Source organism: Gilvimarinus japonicus, from assembly GCF_042847215.1.
Lineage (GTDB): Bacteria > Pseudomonadota > Gammaproteobacteria > Pseudomonadales > Cellvibrionaceae > Gilvimarinus > Gilvimarinus japonicus.
In genome coordinates this window covers 1,600,867-1,627,289 of sequence record NZ_AP031500.1, presented here as the reverse complement: position 1 = coordinate 1,627,289, position 26,423 = coordinate 1,600,867, and the positions used below count along the sequence as shown (strand labels likewise).

General features: G+C 51.3%; 16 protein-coding genes. 8 read left to right on the top strand and 8 right to left on the bottom strand.

Features of this window, described 5'->3' with window-relative positions:
* Positions 1-160: 160 nt before the first annotated feature.
* The 4 genes from ACGHAD_RS06730 to ACGHAD_RS06715 all read left to right on the top strand — a co-directional run bounded on the left by ACGHAD_RS06730 (position 161) and on the right by ACGHAD_RS06715 (position 9,217).
* Complete coding sequence (locus tag ACGHAD_RS06730; protein WP_382416189.1) at positions 161-3,799, top strand: TonB-dependent receptor; 3,639 nt, start codon at positions 161-163, stop codon at positions 3,797-3,799.
* 62 nt (positions 3,800-3,861) lie between these two features.
* Positions 3,862-5,829: a hypothetical protein gene (locus ACGHAD_RS06725; RefSeq protein WP_382416191.1), complete on the top strand. Its 1,968-nt coding sequence runs from the start codon at positions 3,862-3,864 to the stop codon at positions 5,827-5,829.
* 435 nt (positions 5,830-6,264) lie between these two features.
* On the top strand, positions 6,265-7,704 hold the full coding sequence (locus tag ACGHAD_RS06720; protein ID WP_382416193.1) for a carbohydrate-binding protein: 1,440 nt from the start codon (positions 6,265-6,267) through the stop codon (positions 7,702-7,704).
* 187 nt (positions 7,705-7,891) lie between these two features.
* Complete coding sequence (locus tag ACGHAD_RS06715; protein WP_382416194.1) at positions 7,892-9,217, top strand: RICIN domain-containing protein; 1,326 nt, start codon at positions 7,892-7,894, stop codon at positions 9,215-9,217.
* A gap of 782 nt (positions 9,218-9,999) precedes the next feature.
* On the opposite strand, the gene ACGHAD_RS06710 is transcribed toward ACGHAD_RS06715, so the two are convergent.
* The 8 genes from ACGHAD_RS06710 to ACGHAD_RS06675 form a co-directional block, all read right to left on the bottom strand.
* Positions 10,000-13,179, bottom strand: a complete 3,180-nt coding sequence (locus tag ACGHAD_RS06710; RefSeq protein ID WP_382416196.1) for an Ig-like domain-containing protein — start codon at positions 13,177-13,179, stop codon at positions 10,000-10,002.
* Between the two features lie 185 nt (positions 13,180-13,364).
* On the bottom strand, positions 13,365-13,736 hold the full coding sequence (locus ACGHAD_RS06705) for a hypothetical protein (protein WP_382416198.1): 372 nt from the start codon (positions 13,734-13,736) through the stop codon (positions 13,365-13,367).
* Between the two features lie 59 nt (positions 13,737-13,795).
* Positions 13,796-16,162 (bottom strand): glycosyl hydrolase 2 galactose-binding domain-containing protein, encoded by a 2,367-nt coding sequence (locus ACGHAD_RS06700; RefSeq protein ID WP_382416200.1) that lies wholly within the window; start codon positions 16,160-16,162, stop codon positions 13,796-13,798.
* An 11-nt stretch (positions 16,163-16,173) separates the two neighbouring features.
* A complete protein-coding gene (locus ACGHAD_RS06695; RefSeq protein WP_382416202.1) occupies positions 16,174-17,625 on the bottom strand; it encodes an aldehyde dehydrogenase family protein in 1,452 nt (483 codons plus the stop codon).
* Between the two features lie 30 nt (positions 17,626-17,655).
* Positions 17,656-18,426, bottom strand: coding sequence for an enoyl-CoA hydratase/isomerase family protein (locus tag ACGHAD_RS06690; RefSeq protein WP_382416204.1), 771 nt, complete (start codon positions 18,424-18,426; stop codon positions 17,656-17,658).
* Positions 18,427-18,436: 10 nt separating this feature from the next.
* On the bottom strand, positions 18,437-19,573 hold the full coding sequence (locus tag ACGHAD_RS06685) for a CaiB/BaiF CoA transferase family protein (protein ID WP_382416206.1): 1,137 nt from the start codon (positions 19,571-19,573) through the stop codon (positions 18,437-18,439).
* Entirely contained in the window at positions 19,570-20,712 is a 1,143-nt protein-coding gene (locus ACGHAD_RS06680) for a CaiB/BaiF CoA transferase family protein (protein WP_382416208.1), read from the bottom strand. The genes ACGHAD_RS06685 and ACGHAD_RS06680 overlap by 4 nt, the downstream gene beginning before the upstream one ends.
* Positions 20,709-21,869 carry an extracellular solute-binding protein gene (locus tag ACGHAD_RS06675; protein ID WP_382416210.1) on the bottom strand — a complete coding sequence of 387 codons (1,161 nt, stop codon included), beginning with the start codon at positions 21,867-21,869 and terminating at the stop codon, positions 20,709-20,711. Before ACGHAD_RS06675 ends, ACGHAD_RS06680 begins: the two co-directional genes overlap by 4 nt.
* Positions 21,870-22,015: 146 nt before the next feature.
* Between ACGHAD_RS06675 and ACGHAD_RS06670 the strand changes: the two genes are divergently transcribed.
* The 4 genes from ACGHAD_RS06670 (at position 22,016) to ACGHAD_RS06655 (ending at position 26,390) form a co-directional block, all read left to right on the top strand.
* Entirely contained in the window at positions 22,016-22,786 is a 771-nt protein-coding gene (locus ACGHAD_RS06670) for an IclR family transcriptional regulator (RefSeq protein WP_382416212.1), read from the top strand.
* Positions 22,783-23,067 carry a DUF6786 family protein gene (locus ACGHAD_RS06665; protein WP_382416213.1) on the top strand — a complete coding sequence of 95 codons (285 nt, stop codon included), beginning with the start codon at positions 22,783-22,785 and terminating at the stop codon, positions 23,065-23,067. The genes ACGHAD_RS06670 and ACGHAD_RS06665 overlap by 4 nt, the downstream gene beginning before the upstream one ends.
* Entirely contained in the window at positions 23,064-23,750 is a 687-nt protein-coding gene (locus ACGHAD_RS06660) for an SDR family NAD(P)-dependent oxidoreductase (RefSeq protein ID WP_382416215.1), read from the top strand. Before ACGHAD_RS06665 ends, ACGHAD_RS06660 begins: the two co-directional genes overlap by 4 nt.
* Before the next feature lie 345 nt (positions 23,751-24,095).
* Positions 24,096-26,390, top strand: a complete 2,295-nt coding sequence (locus ACGHAD_RS06655; RefSeq protein ID WP_382416217.1) for a beta-galactosidase — start codon at positions 24,096-24,098, stop codon at positions 26,388-26,390.
* Positions 26,391-26,423: the final 33 nt, after the last annotated feature.

Here is a 26,423-nt window from a genome sequence, read left to right as displayed (position 1 = left end):
ATTCTATTGACAATGAGCAACAATTGGATAACTATTGGGCTATGGGAATATCGAATTAATAGGTTTTCCGCCACGTTCGGATTCTTTACCAAACCTTTGCCCGGCCCCATTAAGGCTTAGGCAGACATAAAAATAACGCATACAAGTGGAGAGGTTCACGATGTCAACCACCAATAATCGTTTCAAGTTGACTGCGCTCACAGCAGCAATACTCGCAGCGCACAGCATCAACGCTTTCGCGCAAGAGCCAACCGCCGCAAACACTGATCAAGCCGAAGGCGACATGCTTGAAGAGATTGTCGTAACAGGTATTCGCGGCGCGCTGAAACAATCGATAGATGATAAGCGCGACGCGCAAAATATTGTCGATACCATCAACGCCGAAGACATGGGTAAAAACACCGACCAAAACATCGCCGATGCGCTGGGGCGTGTGACCGGTGTTTCTATTGTTAACCGCAACGGTGAAGGCTCTCAGGTCACGGTTCGGGGCGCATCAGCCAATCAAAACAACATCTCATTAAACGGTCAACAACTTACCTCGACTGATTTTAGCCAAGCGGTTGACCTCAGCTCTTATTCATCCGACATTTTGTCGAAATTGGAAGTTGTTAAAACCCCAAGTGCCGATCACGACGAAGGCTCGCTGGGCGCGTCTATTAATTTGGTGACTGTGCGGCCATTGGATCAGAGCGAAGACATTCGTTCAGTGACCGTTCAAGGGCGCTATAACGATTACAGTGAGGAAGGTGATTATAAGGTTCAGCTCTCTGCATCGGACACATTCTTAGATGAAACACTTGGTGTTGCTGTCACTTTGTTTGATGAGACCAACACTTGGCGCCGTGACCAATTCCGCGTAGAAAACTTTGAGCAGTCAAAAACTGTCAATATCGCCCGCGACCAAAATGGAGAGATAATCTCAGGCGCCCGCGCTATTCAGCACTCAGCTACTTTTTATGAGCAAAACAAAAACACCAACGATCGCACCGGCGGCACCTTAGGCATTCAGTGGGCCCCTACCGCGCGCACCGAGCTGATGTTTAACGGTACCTATACCGTACAAGAAGAAACTCAGCAGCAAGACGCCTTTAAAACTCGCCGCGCCAACGACGACAACTTTACCGAAGGTCAGCTGTCAATCAGCGAAAACTATCGCCCGGCGGCACCATTTACCGATCCGCAACAAGATTGGTACACCATTAACACTGATACCAACACCTTTATCAAAAACATAAACCGCTTTGGCATTGGTGACGTAGTCGCCTCTACCGGCGGCAACGATAAAGAAAATGCCAGTGCGACTTTAGATATATCCCATGAGTTTAGCGACACCTTCCGTGCCGCTGCCAAGTTAGGTTACTCAAAAAGTACGGCCGATACACTGCCAAACGCTTACGCGGTAATGCAAAACTTTGTTGAAGTTCCCACCCAGCTATTATGGGATTCAGGCCGCGATATTCAGCCTACCGGTTACGATTGTTCGACCGGAAAGTGTAACCTGGTTTTTGGCAATAGCTTTTTAGATTTAGGTGAGCAGATCGACTCAACCCCCACTGTGCCCGGGTACGAAGATAACATTGCGTATACTGGCTACAACCCAGCTGACATTATGTCGCAAAACCTGTCGTTCTTATCCGAGAAAGAAGTTCACGTGAGCGATGAGTTAAAGAATGCCCAAATCGACTTTGATTGGGATATCGACACACTCGGCGTCACCACCTTAGAGTTTGGCGCCAAGATCACTGAGCGTGAAAAATTTGTCGACAACCAAACCTTTAGTTTTGGTAGCGTCACAAAAACAAACGTAGTAGAAGATGAAGATGGTAATATTGTCGCCGTCCCCGGTGGCGCACTTCGCGATGTTCGCGCAACCTACGCCGCTCGCGATGGCCTAGAATACAGTGACTTCATGGAGTCACTAGGTTATAACGCGCCTGGTTCCGACACCTGGGTTCCTGTTGATGCGCTGGCGGCAAAAAACTTGGTGCTTGACGATGAAAACACCACTCGCACCCCGAACGATACAGAGACTCGAACCACCAATATCGATACATCTGCTATTTACCTGAAGGCCAACTTTTCCTATTTTGATGACCGTTTAACCGGTGACATAGGGGTACGCTACGTCGAAACCGAAGTTAAAGGCAGCGGCTATGGTGGGGTAGATTTCTGGCAAAACGGAGAGACACTGCAACGTGAATTTGACTTAGTACATTTGCGCGAACTACGCGATACCTCTTTACCCGAGTGTCGTGCTCCAATATTCTCCGACCCAACTGGCGACGGTCTAGGTTACGAGAACAAGTTCCAACGTGTAGACGGTACAGGCTGGGACACCTCCAGCGGTCCAGATCCATCAGGCTGGACGGCAATCCCCGACCAAGGCCCTTGTCATGATCCTCGTTACGCGGCCTGGGCTGCATTCCAGCAAGACCCAAGTTTACCCGATCCAGGTCAGGAAATTAGCTGGTACACCATGTGGCGCTATGCTGATGTCTCTACTGTACGCGATGGCAACTTTGCCTCTGACGGCAGCCCTATGCTTAGCTATGATCCGTCTGTTGCAATCGATGGCCCTGATGCTAATGCGTACGATTTTATTGACCCAATCAATAACGAACTTAAATCATTCTCGTCAGTCAACTCGCATACCTACGAGAATGTTCTGCCGAGTTTAAACTTAAACTACGCTATTACTGATGATTTAGTGGGTCGCTTTGCCATCTCCAAAACCATGACCCGTCCGGCCATTGACAACTTGCGCTCAGGTTTTAGCATCAATGAAAGCGGCTACTGGGGCGACCAAAAAGTAGGCACATTCAAGCAATTCAACACCAAGCTCGAACCACTTGAGTCTAACAACCTCGACGTGTCACTAGAGTGGTACTTTAGCGACTCAGGTATGGTCAGTGCCGCCGTCTTCCAAAAAGACATGAGCAACTTTACCGATACCGAATCGGCACTGGTTTACATGACTGATTTGCGCGAGCTGGAAGGTACCGTCAACCCAGAAGATTTAGTCGCCGATACTTTTAACACCGCAGATGACTCAGCGCTAGACAGCTGTATGCCTCTGCGCGCCACCGCCGACTTCGGTTGGAGCCCTTCGGATCCCAACCGCTTCAGCGACGACTTACGTGACTTATGCGGCGTTTACAGTGCAACCAAACTTTACAACGGCAAAGGCGCCAGCATTACCGGCCTAGAGATTGGCTATACGCAAACCTACGACTTTTTGCCAGGTTACTTTCTCAGTGGTTTAGGTGTGCAAGCGAACTACACCTATCAAGACAGTGAATACGATCAGCAGTACTCTACTTTTGATCCTGACAAACTGTTACCCGCCTACCCTGTTGCTGAGACTCCCGAGCATACCTACAACCTGACCGGCTTCTGGGAGCAAGATGGTCATCAGTTCCGTATTAGCTATCGCGGCTCCAGCGATTCATTGGTGGGCACCGACTGGAACACCGGGCAACAAGGTCGGACGTGGAACCAAGGCAGTTTATGGAACGACGGTCGCGATCAAATCGATTTGGCCGCCACCTACGCCATTAGCGAAAACGTGGATTTAACCTTCCAGGCAATCAACGTGACAGACGCGGCTTTCCGAACCTACTTCACCAACCGTGAGCTTGCCGTTACCCGCATCAACGATCCGGATTCGGCCACCGGTTACAGTTTTGTGGCCACCGACGAGGGCAACCCACTAAGCGGCGACGCAACAAAGTCGCGGACATACGCTGAATACAAAACCGGCGTTACGTACCGTTTGGGTCTGCGCGCTCGCTTCTAAGGCAACCACATAGTCAGCGGCGGGGCTACCCCGCCCTTGGAACAAGAATAATGGTGAATACAATGACAATGATCTCGACTAAAAAACTGCTTCTCTCTAGCGCGATTGCATTAGCACTGACTGGTTGCGGAAGCGATGACGATAATAGCAACAGCAACACCGGAGCAAACACCGCCCCCACTCACGACGGCAATATTAGTCTGACCTTGAGTGAAAAAGACGCGTTCCGTATGGTGGACCTACTGGCAGGCGCTACCGATATCGACGGCGATATCCTGCGTGTACGTGATCTTAGTGCTAGCCTAGAGGACACGACCGGCTTTGATGCCAGCCAAATGGTGCGCATCGGAGTATCGCCCGATGAAATCGCTCCCATGCTCGATACCGGCGACACTCTGGAAATGGTGTACACCTACAACGTCAGCGATGGGCAAGATAGCGTAGCGCGTAAAGCGACCATCACCGTTACGGGTGAAGACTTTGCGCCAGAATTTGACGACTTATTTGCTTTGGTTGACAGAGCCAGTATTACCGAGGTTGATTTATTGGCCGGTGTTGTAGACCTAGACGAAGAGCCTTTGACAATCAGCGACTTCATCCCCGCCGAAAACCTGCAAAGTGGTCTTTATACGGTCGACGAGGAAACAGGTATATTATCGCTGGATACCACTGCCATCATGAACGGGTTAGCCCCCGGTGAAGCGGAGATTTTCCGCGGCAACAATTATAGCGTCAAAGACCACAACAACTCACTGCCACGCAACGCTACCTTTGTTGTAGTTAAAGCCACCGACGAGCCAGCCCCTCCGGTGGTGGTTGGCCCAGTCGAAATATCTGCAAGCACCAACTCTGCGTTAAAAATGGTTAACCTAGCCAGTCCAGCTTATGTTATTGAGCCGAACGGCGATGCCCTAACTATCGACTGGGATTCGTTTACCCCTACCGACGGGGGCCCGGATTTGCACTTTAATCGCTCAGAGGGAGTTATGCTCGCGGTAGACGGCATAGACTTTGGGGCACTTGTCGCCGAAGGCGAAACTAAAACCTTCACCTATAGCTATGACTTTAGCGACGGCAACAGCGACCATAGTGTTAGCAACACGGTTCTGGTAACCGTTACAGGAGAGCCAATTCCTAACGTCCTAAACAACGGTGGCTTTGAGAGTGATTTTGACAGCTGGACCACAGAGGGCACGCCTTCAATTGCGACAACCTCTGCTTTCGGCTTAGATTACAGCGGCAGCCAATTTGCCAGCATGATCATTGGCGATAAATTAACACCTAATCTCGCTGGTAACGCTCTTGAAACCGGAGCGGGCTACGTAGTTCAAGCTCAAGCCTCTTTAGGAGAAGCTTGGGGTGGCTACACCATGAGCGTAGCGGGGGATGTTGGCGACGAAGTCGGAGCGACCCTGGCCAGTACACGATGGTTCGCCCATGGCGCAAACCCCAGAACTTACGCCATCCGTTTCTTAGGTGCTCCAAACACCAAGATCAATCTCGCGGCATCAACCGGTGCAATCGAGATGGACGATGTTCGCCTATTCAAATATTCAATGGACCCGGGTAACAACCTTATCAGTCAAGACAATGCCACTTTCGCTAATGGCGCCGCAGACTGGTCTCTCGCAGAAGGCGCCAGCGTATCTGGCGGTGAGCTCGTAACAGGGGTTAGCGGTGATAAACGTAACATTCTGACTTTGCCAGCGGGAACAATTCAAAATGGCAAACGTTACTTATTAAGCATGGATATCGCCGTAGAAGGCATTGAGGGGCCGGTTAAGTTTCGCGTTTCCATCCTGGACCCTACCGATGCCAGTAACGAGACCACTACGGCAGGGGGAGCATTCTTCGGAATTTTTGAAAACCACCTACCTGACAATCAATTTGCAACCGTTATCGATCCAGACAGAAATACCGCCATTGATAACTGGGGTGATCGCCCACAAGAGTTACACATCGGCGTTAACGTCTGGGGTGAAGGTAAAAATCACCGTATTGACAATGTTCGCTTGATCGAACTTCCGTAAAAATTATCCAGAGCAAGCCTTTAGCCCGCCTTAGTGCGGGCTTTTTTATATCCGCACTAAGGCGGTTGACCGTGACGAAAAAAGCACAACCACGAAATAAAATACTAAGCATGTAATAACCCAAGCGGGTACCCACGCGCAGCTATAATCGTCTACCCTGCTAAACGCGGGTCCTTAACAGATGCCTCCAACGTTAATGTTCAAACCAAAAGCCATCTCGTCCACACAAACCACCCTACTAGTTCGCCCGCTCAATGAAGACTCATCCGCCCACTTGTTTGATATTGCGTCAATCTTTGTGCACAGGCTGTCAATTGTGAACAATTAGACAGTTAGCCCACTTCGTTAAATCTACTATGGTCGCGCTTGGCGCTTTTGCTGAACATCATATATTAACAATACCCGAAACATCTTAATGTTTTAACGGAGCCACCTATGACTATGACACGTTACTTAACGCGGGCAGCCGCCATCGTCGCCCTGTGCGGCGGTTTTAGCACCCATGCCCTCGCCGAAGATCAGTGTAATTACACCGCTCAATGTAAAAATGAATTTGGCCCCCAGGCAACCGACTGTGCCAACAGCCAATCGCTGTTTAGCGTGTGTATGTGCGGCAGCCAACCCTGCGGCCAAAATGTCCCTACCGATCCTGCGCCCGACAACAGTCAACCGGTACCCGGCTTTATTCAAGCGCAAGACTATCACCGCTACTCGGATACCACCGCGCAAAACCTAGGCGGGCAGTACCGTGACGATGGTGTTGATATTCAAAACACCGCCGACAACGGCGGCCAGTACAACGTTGGCTGGACAGCCGCCAACGAATGGTTAGAGTTTGATATTAACGTACTGCAAGCGGGTAATTACACCGCCAAAGTCCGGGTCGCATCGCAGCCTGGAGGTGGGTTGTACACACTTGAGGTAGACGGCCAGACTCGCGGCAACGCCGCCAGCGTTGGCGCCACGGGGGGCTGGCAAAGCTGGCAAACCCAAGAGATTGCACTGGGTAACTTAAGTGCCGGTGCACACACATTGCGGGTACAAATTCAGGCGGGTAATTTCAACATTAACTGGGTTGAATTGGCACAGGACTCCGGCACGCCTTCAACGCCTATGATCGGTCGCTTTGATCCGGCGCAAGATCTGCTGCTGGCTAACTTTGATAGCCGCCCCGACCCGGATGATATCCACACGGTAGCCGCTGTCGGCACCATTTTAAGCGACTCGCGCTTTAGCGCGGTTAACTACCACGCAGTAGCCGGCGCATACGGCACTCAGGGCGGCACCTTTATCGAGGCCGACCATCTGTTTAACATTGCTTTTGGTGCCAACCGCTGGTCCGATGCACACACCGATTACGCGGGGGCGTTAAACACCGTTTATCAAAAAGCTTCCGGTGTACTCAATAACGGCGGCGACATTTGGATTCAGGAGGCCGGACAGTCGGACTTCAGTGCCGATCTAGTGCGCAGGGTAAAACAAAATATGGGCGCCATTAACACCAACGCCCGTATTCATGTTATTCAGCACAGTGAATGGAACCAAGATAAAACCACTCCCGCCGACTTGACTTACGTGCGCAACAACACCGATTACCAAAAAATCAGCGATGGCAACTCACGCGGCAATGGCACCCCCGGCTTTAACAGCTCTGACACCAGCCAGTGGAGCCGTGTGTTAAACCACTCCCGCGTAGGCGCGATTTGGACCGAAGCGAAGCGTGTGGCCGATTACAGCATCGACCATCACCCAGGCTGGAAAAACCCCAATATCCAAAACGGTGGTATGGACTTCTCAGACACTGTTGAGGACACCTGGATTTTTGGCTTTAACCACTTAAACAATCACGTCGATTTTTTTGACGAGTTTCTTTAAAACCAAAGCTCCGCGGCAATACCGCGGAGCCTTTTCTGCCCGGCAGTGACTTTCGTCATACTAAAAATTTCACCACATCAACATCATATTATTCCCGTTATTTCTTATATTTTTGTCCTTCTCTAATGCCTACTATCGGTGTGCGTATAACGCGAGACATTAATAATAACCATAGTGAGGCACCACCATGAGAGCACTACTGACGGCCGTTCTCGGCCTAAGCTGTACCCACGCCCTTGCCGCCGACTGGGATAACACCCCGGTACCCGCCAATGCCGGCAACGGCAAAGTATGGGAGCTGCAAGCGGTTTCCGACGATTTTAATTATTCATCATCGCTCAATAACTACCACAGTGAATTCACCCGCCGCTGGCATGAAGGTTTTATTAATCCCTGGACTGGCCCCGGGCTTACCGAGTGGACCGACGGCCACGCCTACGTAACCGGCGGCAATTTAGGTATAGCCGCAACGCGCAAGCCAGGTACCGATAAAGTTCGCGCGGGCTCCATCACCTCTCACGATACTTTTACCTATCCATTGTACGTAGAAACCAAAGCTAAAATCAGCAAACTGGTACTGGCCTCGGATGTGTGGCTACTAAGCGCCGACTCGACCCAGGAGATTGATGTACTCGAAGCCTATGGCAGTAACCGATCAGGCCAGGAGTGGTTCGCCGAGCGTATTCATCTGAGCCACCATGTGTTTATCCGCGACCCGCTTCAGGACTACCAACCAACCGATGCCGGCAGCTGGTACACCGATGGTCAGGGCACGGTCTGGAGCGATGACTTTCACCGTATTGGCGTGCACTGGAAAGACCCATGGAATCTCGACTACTACATTGATGGCCAGTTGGTACGGAGTGTATCCGGCCCCAACATTATCGACCCCAACGGTTTTACCAACGGCACAGGTTTAAGCAAGCCTATGCACCTGATCATCAACACCGAAGACCAAGACTGGCGCTCAGACAATGGCATCTCCCCCACTGACGCCGAACTGGCTAACACCAACAAAAGTATCTACTGGGTGGATTGGATACGTGTTTACAAGCCGGTTGATGGCGGCAATAACGGCGAAAACACCGATGTGCCAGCAAGCGCCACCAGCATTAAAGGTCGTCAAAGTGGCAAGTGCATTGACTTAGCCTCGGGCTCATCCGCCAATGGCGCCAACATCCAGCAGTGGGCCTGCGGCACTAACAACGCCAACCAAAAGTTTACATTCGTCCCTGTCGACAGCGGTTGGTACGAGTTACGCACGAAACACAATAAGTGTGTTGGTGTAGGCGGCAGCTCTAGTGCTAATGGTGCTGTCGTGATTCAGTGGGATTGTTTTAACGGCCAAAACCTGCACGTTAAACCCGTGGATCTCGGCAACGGGTATGTAGAGCTACGCGCACGCCATAGCAATAAGTGTCTGGACGTTGCCGATGCTTCTACTGCGAATGGCGCGGACATTCGCCAATGGCAATGCAACGGCAACACTAACCAACAGTTCAGCTTTGACTAATTAGTACGTTGCCATTCAAAAATGGGTAGGGATTCTTACTCTTGCTAACCTAATGTGCGTCGCGGTGGCGGTTATTTAGACACCGCGACAACACAAGAGTCCTTTCCCAAAGCCAATACGCTGTTATTATTCATTATTACTCCCCTCGGTAAATGATGGCTATTTGCCGCTCTTAACACTAGTTGTTGGCAGGGAGAATAAATAACACATCAATTTTAAATTTTTAACTAGAGTCAGCCAATCCTATTCCGGGCTATGGGGCGGTTTACCCAGTGACTTTTCAACTCCCTGAAAATAGTACTGATTGGTCTGGCTAAGATGGATAGAGGTGACTGATCCATCTACCAAACCGCCTCTTGATTTTAGTTTAAATCACTGCACAAAGGAGCGCCCTGCTCCATTAAGATGGCACAAAGTTAAATCGCTTTTCTCGCTTTGGATTTAAACATTATAAAACTCTACGCTGCACCCAGTGACTATGGGTTGTTTACCTCGTTCTACTGATTTTCAGCGTAATGATAGCCCGAGCGGACTTAGTAAAAAATCAGAGCGTGATTTTCCTGCATTAAAAATTTGTCCCGCCAAGAATTGTTAATGTCATAGAATGGTCGATAACATCAGCTAGCGGAATTATGAAAGGCACTCCTTCGCATCGATACTCTAGGGATTAAACACTCTATACATGAACACAACGTCAGCGTTGCCGGTATAACTCGAACCACAAGGTATCTAAAAAATGACAGAATCCGTAATCGATAATATGACAGATTCTGCCAACACAACTAGGGGGAGTATTCTATGTTAATTGGCCATACACCTTGATTAGGGGTTGAACCCTCACTGGAGGTGAAGCGCGCAAATAGGTAGTAAAAATCCCCTTCAGGAAGATCGGCAGTAGGCGTTAACCCCTCCAATGGAATCATTGCTGTAGCGGTGCCTGAAACTGTGTCTACCGCCGAAGAAAACACGGCGACCACATCCTGCTCTACCCCCCAAGAGGCGTTGAGGTGGCGCAACATAAATTGCACTCCCCCAATACTTGAGTCCACCACTGTATGACCCGAACCTGCATGATAGCTGGCACTCACATTGAGGCTTTCATTGGTGAAGAAAGTGCTATCGGTATAATAATCAAGGTCAACGAACTCTATCGATGGATCAGCAAAAGTCTCTACCGATATAGCGGCACTGTCGCTAAAGCCGCCATCATTGGTTGTAGCGCTAACACTTGCCACACCATTGGCCACGCCGGTCACAATGCCGTTGTTGTCCACCGCCGCGACCGCTGAGTCGCTCGACTCCCATTGAACGTTTTTATCATCGGCGTTAGCGGGCGAAACCTGTGCGCTAAGCTCGGCCGTTGTGCCCACAAAGACCAACGCCGATTCCGGAGTAACACTGACACCTTCAACCGGAACATCAAAATCATCCACCACGTTTACCGAGGCTTCAGATTGCTGCTGGTTGCGAGTAGAGGTTGCGGTAATCGTAACGCTAGAACCGGCCTGGTGCCCGGTTACTACGCCTTGCTCATCGACGCTCGCGATAGAATCATCGCTCGACTGCCAGGAAACAGCGGGATCAGCATTCGGTGGACTTACTTGCAGCGTTAAGGGTTGAGTACGGCCTTCGCGTAAGTCTACAGTAGTCGGGTCGATCGTTATGCTTTCGGGCTCAGGAAGTTCGGCTTCATCAGTCCGAAATAAGGTGTTAGCAGCGATGTTCGCGCCACCGATAACCTCACCATTACGCCAGCGAATTGACACTGATTCGACTGTTTCAGCGTCGCCCAGGCCAAAATGAACGGTGTTTATCAGACTTTGCGAGTGCACTTCACCGGCGGAGCCAACACGCTTAATGTAAGTACCGGACGCCGTTTTCACAACCACTTCAGCTGAGATAGGGTCTATACCTGACAGAGGGCTGTAGCCGACCTGAACCAAAAAGTAGTTTCCTGAATTTTGCTTACTGTTTTGATACAAATACCACTTACCGTATTCGTCGCTACCATTTAATAGATCCACACCCCCGTCAAGATTAAAGTCAAACGCCTGGCCCATATCGCTATGGCCACCGTCTTGCGGATCAAAGGCATTGTGCATCGTAGTAATATTAAAACCAGAGCCACCATTATTAACCAGCAGGTAATCGGCCACGGGATGCTTCATAAAGCCAAACCGATACAGGTAAAGGTCATTAAAGCCATCGTTATTGAAATCACCGTGGGTCACCCCCCAATGATTCCCCCCTTTCGGGATTCCCCAGGTTTCATCAGCCTCGACAAAGCGATCACCTTTGTTTAGCAAAAGAACATCCTGTACGTTACGGTTATTAGGCTCCCAAGGGGTTTCTACGCTGCTAACTCCCGTTAGAGTAAAATCTACTTTCCAGTACACATCTTGGTTGCGAACGGTCTCTACCCGCCACTCACCGTTGCCAATATGACCGATATAAATACCGTTAGCGGTGCGCTCTTCAGGCCAACCTTCAGCCTCGGCCGGAGAAATATTTAGCTGTGACTCAAAGTCGATATCATGCGCTGTTTTATTTTCCCCTAAAAATATAGGAAACCCTCCGTCATATCCCCGGTAGGTCAAATCAAGCTCTTGCATTTGTATAGCGTCTGGGGCGGTAAAGGTAAACTCGGTGCGACCTTCGTTACCCTCGTCATTGATATCCAGCTGCTTACGGTCTGGGTCATAGTCGACGGATTTATTCGACATCTGAAAATACGGTTTACCACGGGCCAAGTATAGATCGTAGTTTCCGTCGTTATCGAGATCGACATCGGCACTCGCATGAACTTGATGCAAGCCTTGTACGGATTCAGGCAGCCAGGTATTTGTTACATTAGTAAACCCAAAGTCGCCATTACCACGCCATAAGGATACCGGCGAGAACAGTAATATGTCGTCAATACCATCTCGATCAAAATCAAGCACTAACATACGTTCCGCAGGAGCTGTTTCTATTCCGGGAACTCTAACAGGCTCGAATGTAGATCCATTAACATTGCGATAAAAAATATGCTGTTCACCACTTTCGCCATTAATGCCCGCTGCATTGATGAGCGCCAAATCGAGGTCGCCATCAAGATCCATGTCAATCCAGCGTGGTGAGCGCCCGCGTGCCCCTTTAGTGATTCCGGAAGTGCCTTCTACCTGGGTAAAAACGCCATCATCGTTGCGCATCAAAAAAGGGGGGGCAGGATTGGTGCCGTTGCCACCGCCTTTACTCAGCAATAAGTCTAGATCGCCGTCATTGTCATAATCGCCTGCGGCAGAGCCGTGTAAATCTGGTGGCCATGAAAATAAAGGCTGCTCTTGCTCGGTTAACGTGGCGTCACCATTATTCCAAAATACCTGTGCAGGGATCACATTGTGGTTGTTTAACACCATATCGTAGTGACCATCGTTGTTAAGGTCAGCAACGCTCGGACCACCGTATTTCAAGGTATTTTCTGTGTCCAACCCTACCTGAGCGGATATATCTGAGAACACAGGAAAGCTTTCTAACGGCACTTCTTGAAACTCTATTGAGTTCAGCGTGACTGGCTCACCACGGACTTTAAATGTCAGTGTTTTTTCCCCTGCGCTTGCAAACTCAACCAAAGCGACTAACTGATGTTGGCCCGCCGCCGGAATATTAACGCTGTCCAGCAACACCCGGTCGCCGTCCAGTACACTGATATGAGAGTAGCCCGACTCAATAGCAACGTCTAAAACCGCCTTTTGTACCAAGCTTTCTGCCACAACGTAAGACATCTGATAATCCGACTCATCGGTAATAATCGACGCCTCCGGCTCTACGTCCGGCTCTGGCTCTGGCTGAGGAATAGGATCAGGTTCTGGTGTACTTGAGTCATCTCCTCCGCATGACACGACAAATGCGGTAACAGATAACAGTAAAGAAAGCGCCATAAGCCGAGCGGCAAACGCACTTAACCGAGGGAGTATTGTCATAATTGCCTCAAAATAGATTATTGTTTATTGTCTACTATAATCAATAGTAAAACACAGCAACCTACCGCTTGCAAACAACCAGAACTCAAGTTTGCGACAGAACATACGTAAAGAGGCGAATACGAGTTTTTACACAGGAGAGGCTTATTGATCCATGGATTTATTCTGAGCCTCCGAGGTGACATTCAGGTGAGCAGCTTGGCAAGGACCACCTCAAACGAGCCACCGTCGGTTTGCCACGCATGGGGCGTGCGGGCATCAAAGGTAATAAAGCTACCGGCAGTACAATCAATACCGTCCGTAATATCGTCGGGCTCGCTGCCCGCTAGCAAGGTTGCACACCCACGCACCACATAGGCTAGCCAAGCGTCATCTGAGGTATGCATTTCAAAAAAATCGGCCTCGGGCTCAGCTCGTAGTACGAGCAGACTCACTCCGCTATCATCCAGCGCTTGTAACGTCCAGCCTGCAACACCAATCTCTACAGTCTCGGGCTCACCCGCTCGAGTGAGGATACTGCCTGTAGCCGCTAGAGACATAAGTACATGAAAAGACATCGGACACCTTAATCGAGTTAGTAGTGAGAGCCCCGTCGCACCGCGACGGGGCAGTGGATTTATTCCATTTCCCACATATCAGGCCAGTAGCGATACACACTGTGGCCACACTTTTCTAACCGCTCGGTGGCTTCGGCCAAGTACTTAAGGCTTTGGGCCTTGGCTGCCGCCTGATCACCCACCAGCAAGGTGTAGTGGTTATCGGCAAGGGTTTTACCCGAGGCATCACTAAGCGATATTTCTACCTCAAAAGTGCCCTCGGCGTTATCCGGCAGCAGCCAGGCGATATCCACATAGTGAGCGGAACTGTCAGTCGCCACATTCACCGCCTGGCTACCAGCAACACCGGTTTCATTACCCTGATAGAGCACCCGCCAGCTGAGCGTTACGCCTTCAAAGCTATGCTGGTAATCGTTCACCACCCACAAGCCCGCATTAAACTCGCTACCCGCATTCCAGCGGCGCTTGTCAAACTGCAAACTCGGTAACAACGGTTGGTAGGTGCGTTTCAACCACTCAAAAGAGCGTTTTTTCTCACCGTAGTAGTCAATAATGCCCCATTTAATATCGGGCACATGAGTCATAAAGTGGCACAAAGCAACACCACTCATTTTGGGCTTGCGACGGCGGTAGGTTTCTAGCGCAAACTGAATGACCGTGCCCTGAGCAATTTGTGTCGCCTCGACAAACTCTTCCAGCGAATCCATTTTGTAGTCGCCAAAGACTTCAAAATTAAGATTTTTAAGAATATCGATATCGGCCCAGTGATAGGCCCAACTGGGCCCCATGGGCCATAGCTCATCGCTGGGGATAAACTTTTTCAGGCTTTCAATATTAGGCGCAGAGGCCGCCGTTAGCTCCGGGATGATCGCGCAGTCGAGCGAGGGGTAGTACTCCTCCATAAACTCGGCGCCGCCCTGGTAGTAGTGCTCGTTCGCGTGAATACTCTCATGAGGTTTAAAGCCCATGTTCTGCGCTGAAGCGGAGCTTAAAGGCGAGGCCAAACCGTAAGGTATGTTGGTGTGCTCAGCCACCGCATCGCCAATCACCTCCATCAGTTGCTTATTGCCACTTTCCTCGTGAGCACCAGAAAAGAACACCTCTTCGCCGCCCATCCAAAAGATATTGGACGCGTGGTTGCGACGCTGTTTAACCGTCTCGATACACTCGTGCAACACGCCATCGACAAACGCTTTATCACTTGGGTAGGCCTGCGTAGCCAGAGTAAAGTTAGTCCACACGGTAATACCCAGCTCATCGCACAGACGATAAAAATCGGGAATTTCCGGCGGGTGCCAGCCAAAAATACGCAAGTTATTAATGTTGGCCTCACGCACCATTGCTACGCGATCTTCGTACTTTTTAAGGGTGTTGCGACCGTACAAAAACGACGGTTGCCCGCCCCAACAGGCCGAGCGTAAAAAGTGCCGCTTGCCGTTGATAAAAAATGTCCAGGGGTACTCGTTGTCATCACGGGTGTAGCCTGGGTTAAAGTCCATGGTGACTTGACGCAGACCGATCACCTCGGAAGTGGCATCCAGCTCTTTGTCGCCTTGCTGCAGAGCGACATCCAGCTGATACAAATTCTGCTCGCCCATATCCCAGGGCCACCAGAGCTTAGCGTCTTCGACCTTAAGGGTTGTGCTAACGCTGTTTTCGCCGGGCGCTACGGTAACGCTTTGGCTAAAGCTCTGCGCCACGCCGTCGCAGTTTTTACCCGCTAAAGTACCCACAAGCTCCACGGTTTGATCGGTACCTGTATGATTAACAATCTGCGCGCTCAGCTCAACTTGCGCTTGGTTGTCACCCTGCACGGTAACATCGGTGCGCAGGTTATCGATGCGCACTTGGTCGGTAGCCTCGACCCGTACCGGGCGCCAAATACCAAAGGGCACCAACCCTGAAAAGTAATCACCTGAGAAGTTGACTTTTTTACCACCGCAATTGCGATAGTTCTTGGGCGGAGGATCCAGCTTAATCATCAGCATGTTCGAGCCGTCGCGCCAATCGGCAAAGCTGACGGCATCGGTAATATCAAACTCAAACTCCGAGAACATACCTTCGTGACGACCTAAAAAGTGGCCGTTTAACCACACGCTGCAGCTGTAATCAACGCCTTCGAATATCAGGCGAATTTTTTTGCCTTGCATGTCGTCAGGTACCGCAAAGCGGCGGCTGTACCACCATTCATATTCGGCCACCCACTTGGCACGGTGCATATTGCGGCCAAAGTAAGGATCGGCAATTTCGTTGGCGCGGTGCAAATCGGTATAGACATCGCCCGGCACATTGGCAAAGTTCCAGCTAAAGTGAGTACCCTGATACTCGGCGGGCAATAAGTGCAGCCCTTCTTTTTCGCCCTGGCCCGGGCGCATGCGCTCCATCTGCCAGCGAAAGCCGCTTAAATCCAGGTTAATGCGTGACATAGTGACCTCAGTTAATCGTAGTTAAAATAAACGGCGCGTTTTTGCAGGTAGTTTTCGATACCGTAAACGCCGTCTTCACCGCCGGTGCCGCTGCGCTTATGGCCCGAGTGGTAACCCTGGATGTAACCGACAATTTGACGGTTCACAAACACGGTGCCCACCTCCATGTGATTAATCGCGTGCATGACGGTGGGGATGTCTTTGCTGAAAATATACGCCGAGAGCCCTTCTTCTCGGCTATTGCTGATCTGCAGCGCCTCCTGGTAGTCCTTGACCGAGATGATCGGCAATACGGGACCAAAAATTTCATCTTCTGCCAGCGGCATATCGGCGCTGACATTGCTCAGCACCGTGGGCTCAAACCAAAAACCTTTTTCAAAAGCTTTACCCGCAGGGCGTTTGCCACCTACTTCAATTTTGGCACCCATGGCGACACTGTCGTTCACCATCGCCTCTACCCGACTAATACTCTCGCCTGTCACACTGGGGCCCATGTTGACGTCGGTCGCCGGATCGCCGTAGGTGAGTTTTTTAACGCGCTCGACCACGCGACGAGTAAACTCTTGGGCAATACTCTCCTGCACCAGCACCAGCTCAGCACAGATGCACACCTGCCCACAGTTGGCGTAGCGCGAGATCACAGCTGCCTCGACGGCGCGATCTAAATCGGCATCTTCCAGCACAATAAAGGTGGCTTTGCCGCCCAGCTCCAATACCAAACCTGAAACATTGTCGGCCGACGATTTATAAATGGCTTGCCCTGCCCGCGTGCTACCTGTAAGCGATACCAATCGGGTTATCGGGTTGGACACCAAATAAGAGCTAACAGCAATACCGGCACCGCTCACCAGATTAATTACCCCCGGCGGAAAACCTACTTCATCCACCACTTTGCAAAATTCCGAGGCGGTTACCGGAGTTGCCTCGTGGGCTTTAAGGACCATGGTGTTGCCGGTTACCAGCGCCGGACCTACTTTGCGCCCAATCAGTGCCAGGGGAAAGTTAAAGGCACACAGACCAAGCGTGACGCCGTAGGGCACTTTTTGAATCCACAGCTGTTCGTTGGGATTGTCTGAGGGAAAAATATTGCCTTCGATACGGCGCGCCGCTTCGGCGGCATAGGTAATATAGTTAAGGGTATCGTCAAACTCGCCGTAGGCCTCGGGCAAGGTTTTGCCCTGCTCGATCACCAACAGCTTGGCAAAATGATCGCGCTTTTCTTTTAGAGCATCCACCAGCTTAAACAAATATTGCGCCCGCTGAATAGGCGGCAACGCTTGCCAGGCAGGCTGCGCCTCGCGCGCGCTTTTCAGGGCTGTTTCAGCATCGGCATCGGTGCAGTCGGGCACGGTAGCCCACGGCTGCTCGTTAGCGGGGTTGACCACCTCAAATGTTGCACCATTGCTGGCGTCGGTCCATTGGCCGTGAATATAACAGGGGTAATGTGTTAGCGTTGTTGCCATTATTATGTCCTCACATCGGTTAGGCGCCAATTAGTGGCCGGTGAATATTGCATCGCGCTTTTCAATAAAGGCATTAAACCCTTCGGCGGCATCCTCGGTGTCGTACAAGGTATCGCACAGCTTTTTCTCAAGGGCCAGGCCGTTCTCTAAACTCATTTGTACACCGCCGCGCACCGCTTGCTTGGTTGCTGCCAACGCTAACGCCGGGCCTTTTGCCACGCGCTGCGCGTACTCGCGTGCTTGCGGCAATAGCTCATCGACATTCATTAAGCGATTCACCAACCCAAACTCAAACGCCTCCTGAGTTGAAAAGGTATCTCCGGTGACTAACAGCTCTAAAGCTTTGCTCATGCCTACCAAGCGCGCCAAACGCTGGCTGCCACCATTGCCGGGAATAAGCCCCAGTTTAATTTCGGGCAGCCCCCACAGATAACCACCGTGAGCCGCAAAGCGTAAGTCGCAGGCCATTGCCAGCTCTAGCCCGCCGCCCAATATGTGACCGCTAATACAGGCGATAAACAGTTTATCGCTGGCCTCCATTTGCGCGGTGTTGGCGCGCGCCTGGCCCACCAGCTGATGGTTTTGCTCGGTGGTGTTTTGCGCAAACGCTTTAATGTCGGCGCCGGCGCAAAAAAACTTATCGCTGGTGCTTGTTAACAGCACCACACTCGCCTCTTGCTCGGCGTCTATCTCGTCCAGCTTTTGCGCCAGGGTTTGCATAAACTCCAGGGTGTAGGCATTGGCCGGGGGGCGGTTAAACGTTAGCTCTAACACACGGCCATTTTTAGTCAGCGTAATCATCGTGTATCCGTTATGGTTTGGCACCGGTAAATTCAGCCCGCAGGGCGCTATTGTGTTGCCCAAGTGTCGGGCCACCTTCTGGCTGGGTCAGCAACTGATCGTCAAGGCGAATAGGACAGCGGGTGGTTAAGTAGCGACCGCCAGGAGAGTTCACCTCTTGCACCATATCCAGCACAGTAAAACCTTCGTGAGCCACGAGTTGCTGCCAGTTAAACACCTCGGCGCACCAAATATCGGCCGGCTCTAAAATACTTAACCAGTGGGCGGTACTCTGGTGCTGTAGGTGCTCGGCCAAAATCGCCTTAATGACGTCGCGCTCGGCATACCAGCGCCCGGCATCGGTAAACGCCAACAGTGGTTGGCAATTTAATAACTCCCCTAAAAATGGTATCGAGCCCATGGCCAGTGCTAGGTAGCCGTCTTGGGTTTTATACAAACCGTAGGGTGCACCAACTAACGCGTGGGCGGCATTCTCCTGGCCGCGATCGACCGGCTCACCATCGTGGTAATAAAGCGTGAGCGGTTCAAACTGAAAATCCAGCGCCGCCTCTAACATACTCACTTGCACTAGAGCGCCTTCGCCGGCGTAAAGCGCTGCTAATACGCCTTGCACCAATTGCGCACCGGCCAGGTTATCGACAATAGCGAGCCCCATGGGCACCGGGCCCGAGCTTTCATCGCCGCTCAACCCTGCCAACCCCGACAGCGCTTGCAGCAGTAAGTCCTGCCCTGGGCGATCGCGCCAGGGCCCCTCGTGACCATAGCCGGTAATCTCGCCGTAAATGGCATTCGGGTTGATGGCTTTAACATCGGCCACACCCAAGCCTAAACGCTCCATAACGCCGGGGCGAAAATTGTGCACCACAATATCGGCGTGGGGCAGTATGGCTTTCACCTGGGCAAAATCGTCCGGCTCTTTTAAGTCGAGCGCCAGGCTTTCTTTAGCGCGGTTAATGCCTTGGTAAAAACCCGACTGCCCGGCAATGTTTAAATGCGAGGCGTAGATGTTCCGGCATAAATCACCCTTGTATTTGTGTTCGACCTTTATCACCCGCGCACCCAAATCGCTCAAGCGCAAGCTGGCCGAGGGGCCCGACAAAAACTGGGTAAAATCCAGTACGGTAATATCCTGCAGGGGTTTAATCACAGCGCAAACTCCTGTTGAATCCGCTCGTTATCGGCGCCCACGTTCGGCGCCGCTTTATCGCTGTAAATGCGCTCGCCGTTGTAGCGAATGGGGCAACGCGTGGTTGTTAAACTGGCACCATTGCGCTGTAAGGTTTGCTCCATACCCAGCAGTTGGTAAGCCTCATGGTGCGTTAGAGCCTCGTAATCGAGCACCTCAGAGCACCAATACCTGCCCTGCTCCAGCATTTGCAACCACTCGCCACTGGTGCGGTTTTTTAGATGTTTTTGCAAGGTGGTTTTAATATTATCGCGCTCAAAAAATTGCGCATCGACACCGTAAAAATCCTCCAAACCTGAAAGCCCAATAGCATCGCAAAGGGTTTTTAAATCTCCCATGGATATAGCAATGTGGCCATTAGCGGTGGCGTAAATACCGTAGGGCGCGCCCACGTACGGGTGGCCGTTGGCAATTTGGCTGCGCTCGGGTAATTCGTTATCGGAGTTTAAATAGGCGGTTAAGCCTTCAAACTGAAAATCCAAAATAGATTCCAGCAAGCTAACATTGACTTTAGCCCCTACCCCAAAGCGCTTTTTACGCACCAGTGCCGCCAGTAAACCCTGAGCCAAATGAGTACCACAGAGCATATCGGCCACAGCGATGCCAAACGGCGTGGGCGGCTGATCACCGTTACCGGTAACCCAGGCCAGGCCCGATACCGATTGTGCCAGCAAATCCTGACCGGGCTTGTCTTTCCAGGGCCCGGCATCGCCATAGCCACTCACCTCACCGTAAATAAGCTCGGGGTTTACGGCTTTTGCCGATTCATAGTCCAGCCCTAAACGCTGCATAATACCGGGGCGAAAATTATGGGTAATCACGTCCGCCTGAGCGATCAGCTTTTTTACCGTGGCGACATCGGCCGGATCTTTAAGGTTGGCCGCAAAGCTTTCTTTATTGCGGTTGATGGTATGAAACAACACACTGTCGCCATCAGCCCACAAATTTTTAGTGGCCAGCTGACGGCAAGCATCGCCCTTACCGGGGCGTTCGATTTTAATAACGCGCGCCCCCAAATCAGCCAAACGCAAGCCCGCATAAGGGCCGGCTAAATACTGGCTAAATTCAAGCACGGTTACACCGGCTAACGGTAAACTCATGGGTTCTGGCTCTTAGATTGCACGTAAAGTTGGTTGAGCTTGGTCAGCAATTGTTTTTCGTCGCCGCCATTCATCAGGTACTCGCGGATCGGTGCGCCCGAGTTATCCTGAAAAAACATATGACCGTGATAGCGCGGGCGCAAGAAGGCGCGATCCAACGCCGGCAGCGTATCGTTAAAATAATTATTGGTTGTTTTGTTGGGGTAATCCGCCAGCCACGCTTGGCGGTGCCCTGGCTGACCGCCGAACTCTACAAACTGAGCTTGTTGCATTGTCGGGCTGGCAACAAACTGAGCATAGGCAGCGGCAATATCTTTATGCGACGAGCTAGCCGATATGGCAAGGCCGGTCCCACCTAAGGTGGTACAGCAACGATTGCCGCCGGGCAGAGTGATCATGTCACTAAACTTTAGCAGCCCTTGAGCGTAACCCGGCTTAGCATAATTTGAATATCCGTAAGCAAAAGGGCTGTAGGCAAAACGATCCGTCGCCGTCATCGCCTCATACACTTGAATAGGGTTCCAATCAAAACACCCTTTAGGCAGAAGCGCCGATAACTCACGCAACATCTGTAACGCTTTTACGCCCATTTGCTGGCTAACCACTTCGTCTTCGTGCACACAGGGGTCCTCCCCCATGGTGCAGCACAACATATAAAAATTCATCAAGGTGTCTTGGGCAATGGAGGGCACCACGACTGCACCGCGCTTAGCCAACACTAAAAGGTCATCCCAAGTGTTGGGGACACTTGCCTCCATATCAGCCAACACATCCATACGCGCGGCTGCCACGGGGGTTGCCGCGTCAATCGCTAACGCCCACTGGCGCCCATCAAAACGGTAGCTTTCATAAGAGTGGCCCACCGAGTTGGCTTTTTGATCGGCGAGAAACGCCTCGGGCAGCCAATCGTCCAGCGGTACAGTCACGCCGGTGCGAGCGGCAAAACCCGACCAAGGATGATCGATTACCAACAAATCATAACGCTTGGCGAGCTGATCAATCGGCTCATCGGCAAACGCTTGCAGCGAGCGTTTGTCCCAACTAATACGCACATTTGGGTTTAATTCCTCAAACCGTTGGGCGGTGGCTGTCATGGGGATAAAGCCCCGAGTGTGATTCCAGGTAATACCTTTTAATTCGATTATTGTTTGGGTCATAGCTACACCAGATGTAAATTTATATATAAACGCCTGGTGCCAATATAAATCAACAATAGATTGTATACAATATGTTTGTATGCAAAAATAAGACGATAGCAGCTAGGTCGCATACCCGCGAGATCACTTACAGCAAATGCATCCCTATGAACAAAACCACAAAATACTCTGCACCCGCGCTGGATAAAGGCTTAGATATTATTGAGTATTTATCCGCCGAATCCGCGGCTCGCTCGCAAACTGAAATTGCGGCTGGGCTTAGACGTAGCCCTAACGAAATTTATCGAATACTGGTCAACTTAGAGGCTCGGGGTTATCTAAACCGGGATGAGAACTCGGGAAAGTACCGCTTGTCACTTAAGCTTTACGCGCTGTCGCACACCCACTCACCCATCGAGCAACTCACCAACGCGGCCCGGATACCGCTGCAAGAGCTGGCTGAATCCGTAGGTCAGGCATGTCATCTAAGCGTGCCCTACCAGAGTCAGCTGATAGTAGTTAGTCAGGTAAAAAGCCCACATCCGGTGTCACTGTCGATATCTGAAGGCACTTTATTTCCGCTGGCTAGCACCACCTCAGGGCGGGTGCTATTAGCAAACCTTGATCGCGAAGAACAGCAGCGATTACTGCAGGCAGACAATCACTATAAAGCATTAAGCGCGCAACAAAAGCGAGCTCTCAGCAACCAGCTGGCCGAGATCCGCACCAGTGGCCACCACTGCGCGCCCAGCGAAATCACCATAGGTGTGACCGATTGCGCGGCCTTCGTGGGCAAAGCAACATCGGGGTTGCTGGCAGCAGTAGCGGTTTCATCCCTTACCACCAACCTAGGGCAAAGCCACGATCAAGACTCGATCGTGCAAGCTTTACGGGCAACGGCCGCTCAGATAAACCAGCGAATAGGTATCGATCCATGAAGCTCTCCCGATTTATGCTTTGGATAGGAGTCACTTGGATGATCGCAACACCCACCCAAGCCGACAGCTTTGCGGATGATTTAGCCTTAATGCAACAGCATTTTGCCCCCATTGTGCTGCGCGATGGCGCGCGGCGTATTGTCGTTATGGCTGAGCTACAAGGACGAGTGATAGTTAGCATCTTGGCCGGCGACAACGCCGATAGCATTGCCCAGCAAGCTTTAGGGCTTAGCCTTAACCACATAGAAACCGTATTTTCAAACGCAGAGGACACCCCGTGAGCTTAGTTGTTATTACCGGCGCCAACCGCGGCATTGGGCTCGGCCTAACCCGCCAATACCTCGACGCCGGCAACGCCGTAATCGCCAGTCACCGTCCCGGCTCTATCAGTGACGAACTGGCGGCGCTGCGCGCGGCTCACCCAATGCTGACACTGCTCCCGTTAGATTTAGCCTGCGATCAATCCATTGCCGAGTTTACGGGTACGTTAAGCGCTCACAGCATTGCATTACTGATTAATAACGCCGGAACCACCAACCACGCAGAGTTTGGCAAATGGACCCGCCGACACTTTATCGACAGTTACACCACCAACGCCGCAGGTCCGGCGTTGTTAATTCAAGCATTAGATAAACAACTGCGCGCGGGGGCCAAAGTTGTGCAGTTGAGCTCGGGGCTAGCCTCTCTGAACGAAAACATTAACCCGACAGGCCCCTTTGAAGAGTACGCCATGAGCAAAGCGGCGCTGAACGTGCTTACCCGCCGCTTAGCCGTAAAACTTGCCGATAGAAGCATTGTGGTAACCGCCATAAGCCCCGGCTGGGTACAAACAGCTATGGGCGGCCCCGATGCCCCCACCAGCATAGAGACCGCATCACACGAAATACAACAAAGCATTACCGCCTTATCAATGCAGCACAGCGGAACATTTTTAGAGTCCAACTTAACGCCAATTGCATGGTAAGTAATCGATGAGCTATGCATCACTGCTTGACTCGCACAGGCAAGGTACCGGCGACAAATTTCGCCTTTGTGTAGCAAAATTCTGAGCGTTTTTGGTGCCAATAAAACTGGATAACATTCGCTATTTGCCGTTGACTCGCGGCCATTTTAATAATGCGTTTTCTATGAATCGCGTAAGCGAATGGCTGACACACACAGCGGCGGGCAGCGGGGTGAGTGACAATTTTTCAGCGTCGACACCCCGAGGAAGCCAAATAATTAACCTCGCGATCGCAGCAAGTTATTACTCCCTCGCGGCGGCCAACTGAACCATAGCCGTCTTACTTACACCACTATAGGTTTCGTTATGTTTATAAAATCACGCGTTACATCGTTGCTATTACCACTCGGGTGCACACTATTGTTGGCCTGCTCGCCGCAGCAAGCGCAACCACCCAGCGGCATTACCACCCTTACAACTTTATACAACTTTGATCATGGCGACTTACCCGACGCGCTGAAAATCACTCACGGTAGTGTCGAATCAACCGAAAAATCCGGCAATGGCCAGGCAAAAATCACGTTGCATTCAAAATCCCATCATAGCGCGTCGTTTACTTTAAGACCATATTCACCCTGGCAATGGAACTCTATGGGCGAGTTTGCATTTGCGCTGGACATTAGCAACCCATCTGGGCAATCGACACAACTGTACGCGACGGCCACCGACGCCAAGGGTCACGTTCACAACCGCAGTTTTGTGGTGCCGGCACATTCAAGCAACACCTATTATATGGAGTTGCGCGGCGCCGACTTAAGCACCGATTCGGGTCTGCGAGCCAACCCTAAACAATGGCAAAGCAGCGCCGCTCCGATGATATGGCGTCATGGTACAAAACAACTTGATCTCGCGGCCATTAACGAAATATCTTTTACCGTACGCGGACTATTAGAAGATAAAACACTTATCATTGATAACGCACAACTGGTTCGGGCAAATCAAATCGACCCTCACTACTTAACTGGGTTAATCGATAAGTTTGGCCAAAATGCGAAACAAAACAGCGAGTACCACGTTGCTAGCAAAGCACAGCTAATTGCCGATAAAAAAGCTGAGCGCCGTACATTAGCGCAAGGGTCACTGACCGACCGCTCGACATTTAGCGGCTGGAAGGATGGCCCAAAACTCCAAGCCAGCGGCTATTTTCGCGTGGCAAAATACCAGAATAAATGGACGCTGGTTGACCCCGAGGGGTACTTGTTTTTCTCTAACGGCATCGCCAATGTGCGCATGGCCAACACCTCCACGCTGACTGGCTACGATTTTGATCACTCGCTCATTCAACCGCGCAGCGGTAACGAGCTTACCCCCGAAGATTCTCAGGGCCTAAACCGGGTTCCGGATACCGCCATCAAATCGCGCAAAGTAGCCTCCGAACTGCGCGCCGATTTATTTACCTGGCTTCCCGATTACCATGAGCCACTGGGCAAGCATTACGGCTACCGCCGCTCGGTTCACTCCGGACCATTAACACAAGGCGAGAGTTATAGCTTTTATCGCGCCAATCTGGAGCGTAAATACGCGACAGAAACCCAGCCAGACTTTATGCAGCAATGGCGCGACACCACGGTTGACCGAATGCTCAACTGGGGGTTTACCTCGTTTGGAAACTGGCTCGATCCAGATTTTTATCAACTGGATCGCATTCCCTACTTTGCCAACGGCTGGATTATTGGCGACTTTAAAACGGTTTCGAGCGGCAACGATTACTGGAGCCCGCTGCCAGACCCTTTTGACCCAGAGTTTGCCAAGCGCGCTGACATCACCTTAAAGCGCGTCGCCAAAGAGGTAAACAACAGCCCTTGGTGCATTGGGGTGTTTATCGACAACGAAAAAAGCTGGGGCTCTGAGAGCTCTTTAGAGGCCCGCTACGGTATTGCCCTCAACACACTCAGCCTACCGGATGGCGACAGCCCAACAAAGGCGAGGTTTACTCAGTGGCTAGCGGACAAATACTCGAACATAGAGTCATTAAATTCAGCATGGAACAGCAATTACCCCCACTGGGATAGCATTGTTCAAGGTGTCCAATTAAACGAGCTTAATGCAAGTGTGATTGCCGACCTATCGGCGCTCACCGAGATCTATGCCAGCGAGTACTTTCGCGTTGTAAATGCCGCTGTTAAACGTCACCTGCCCAATCATCTTTACATGGGAGCGCGATTTGCCGACTGGGGAATGACCCCTGAGGTCCGCGCCGCCGCCGCGAAGTACGCCGACGTTATCAGTTACAACTACTATAAAGAGGGGCTCGACTCGGATTTTTGGGCATTTTTGGATCAGCTGGATAAACCGGCCATTATTGGCGAGTTTCATATCGGTGCCACTGACAGCGGCCTATTTAACCCGGGGTTAGTTCACGCACAATCGCAACAAGACCGCGCGACCATGTATACCGCGTATATGAACAGTGTTATCGACAACCCCTACTTTGTCGGGGCGCACTGGTTTCAGTACCTGGACTCACCCGTTAGTGGGCGCGCTTACGACGGCGAAAATTACAATGTAGGTTTTGTCACGGTAGCCGACAGGCCCTATACACCGCTGGTTAACGCCGCTCGCACCGTCAATAGTGAGCTTTACCCCAAGCGCTTTAAGTAAAACGTATTGCGCGCCACCACTAGCCCGCTGCTG

What these genes read in the sequence shown, in the direction of transcription:
- ACGHAD_RS06720 (WP_382416193.1), top strand. Translation starts at nt 6,265, where the DNA reads ATGACTATGACACGTTACTTAACGCGGGCAGCCGCCATCGTCGCCCTG.
- ACGHAD_RS06700 (WP_382416200.1), bottom strand. Translation starts at nt 16,162, where the DNA reads ATGTCACGCATTAACCTGGATTTAAGCGGCTTTCGCTGGCAGATGGAG.
- ACGHAD_RS06670 (WP_382416212.1), top strand. Translation starts at nt 22,016, where the DNA reads ATGAACAAAACCACAAAATACTCTGCACCCGCGCTGGATAAAGGCTTA.
- ACGHAD_RS06730 (WP_382416189.1), top strand. Translation starts at nt 161, where the DNA reads ATGTCAACCACCAATAATCGTTTCAAGTTGACTGCGCTCACAGCAGCA.
- ACGHAD_RS06695 (WP_382416202.1), bottom strand. Translation starts at nt 17,625, where the DNA reads ATGGCAACAACGCTAACACATTACCCCTGTTATATTCACGGCCAATGG.
- ACGHAD_RS06690 (WP_382416204.1), bottom strand. Translation starts at nt 18,426, where the DNA reads ATGATTACGCTGACTAAAAATGGCCGTGTGTTAGAGCTAACGTTTAAC.
- ACGHAD_RS06665 (WP_382416213.1), top strand. Translation starts at nt 22,783, where the DNA reads ATGAAGCTCTCCCGATTTATGCTTTGGATAGGAGTCACTTGGATGATC.
- ACGHAD_RS06655 (WP_382416217.1), top strand. Translation starts at nt 24,096, where the DNA reads ATGTTTATAAAATCACGCGTTACATCGTTGCTATTACCACTCGGGTGC.
- ACGHAD_RS06725 (WP_382416191.1), top strand. Translation starts at nt 3,862, where the DNA reads ATGACAATGATCTCGACTAAAAAACTGCTTCTCTCTAGCGCGATTGCA.
- ACGHAD_RS06675 (WP_382416210.1), bottom strand. Translation starts at nt 21,869, where the DNA reads ATGACCCAAACAATAATCGAATTAAAAGGTATTACCTGGAATCACACT.
- ACGHAD_RS06710 (WP_382416196.1), bottom strand. Translation starts at nt 13,179, where the DNA reads ATGACAATACTCCCTCGGTTAAGTGCGTTTGCCGCTCGGCTTATGGCG.
- ACGHAD_RS06680 (WP_382416208.1), bottom strand. Translation starts at nt 20,712, where the DNA reads ATGAGTTTACCGTTAGCCGGTGTAACCGTGCTTGAATTTAGCCAGTAT.
- ACGHAD_RS06705 (WP_382416198.1), bottom strand. Translation starts at nt 13,736, where the DNA reads ATGTCTTTTCATGTACTTATGTCTCTAGCGGCTACAGGCAGTATCCTC.
- ACGHAD_RS06715 (WP_382416194.1), top strand. Translation starts at nt 7,892, where the DNA reads ATGAGAGCACTACTGACGGCCGTTCTCGGCCTAAGCTGTACCCACGCC.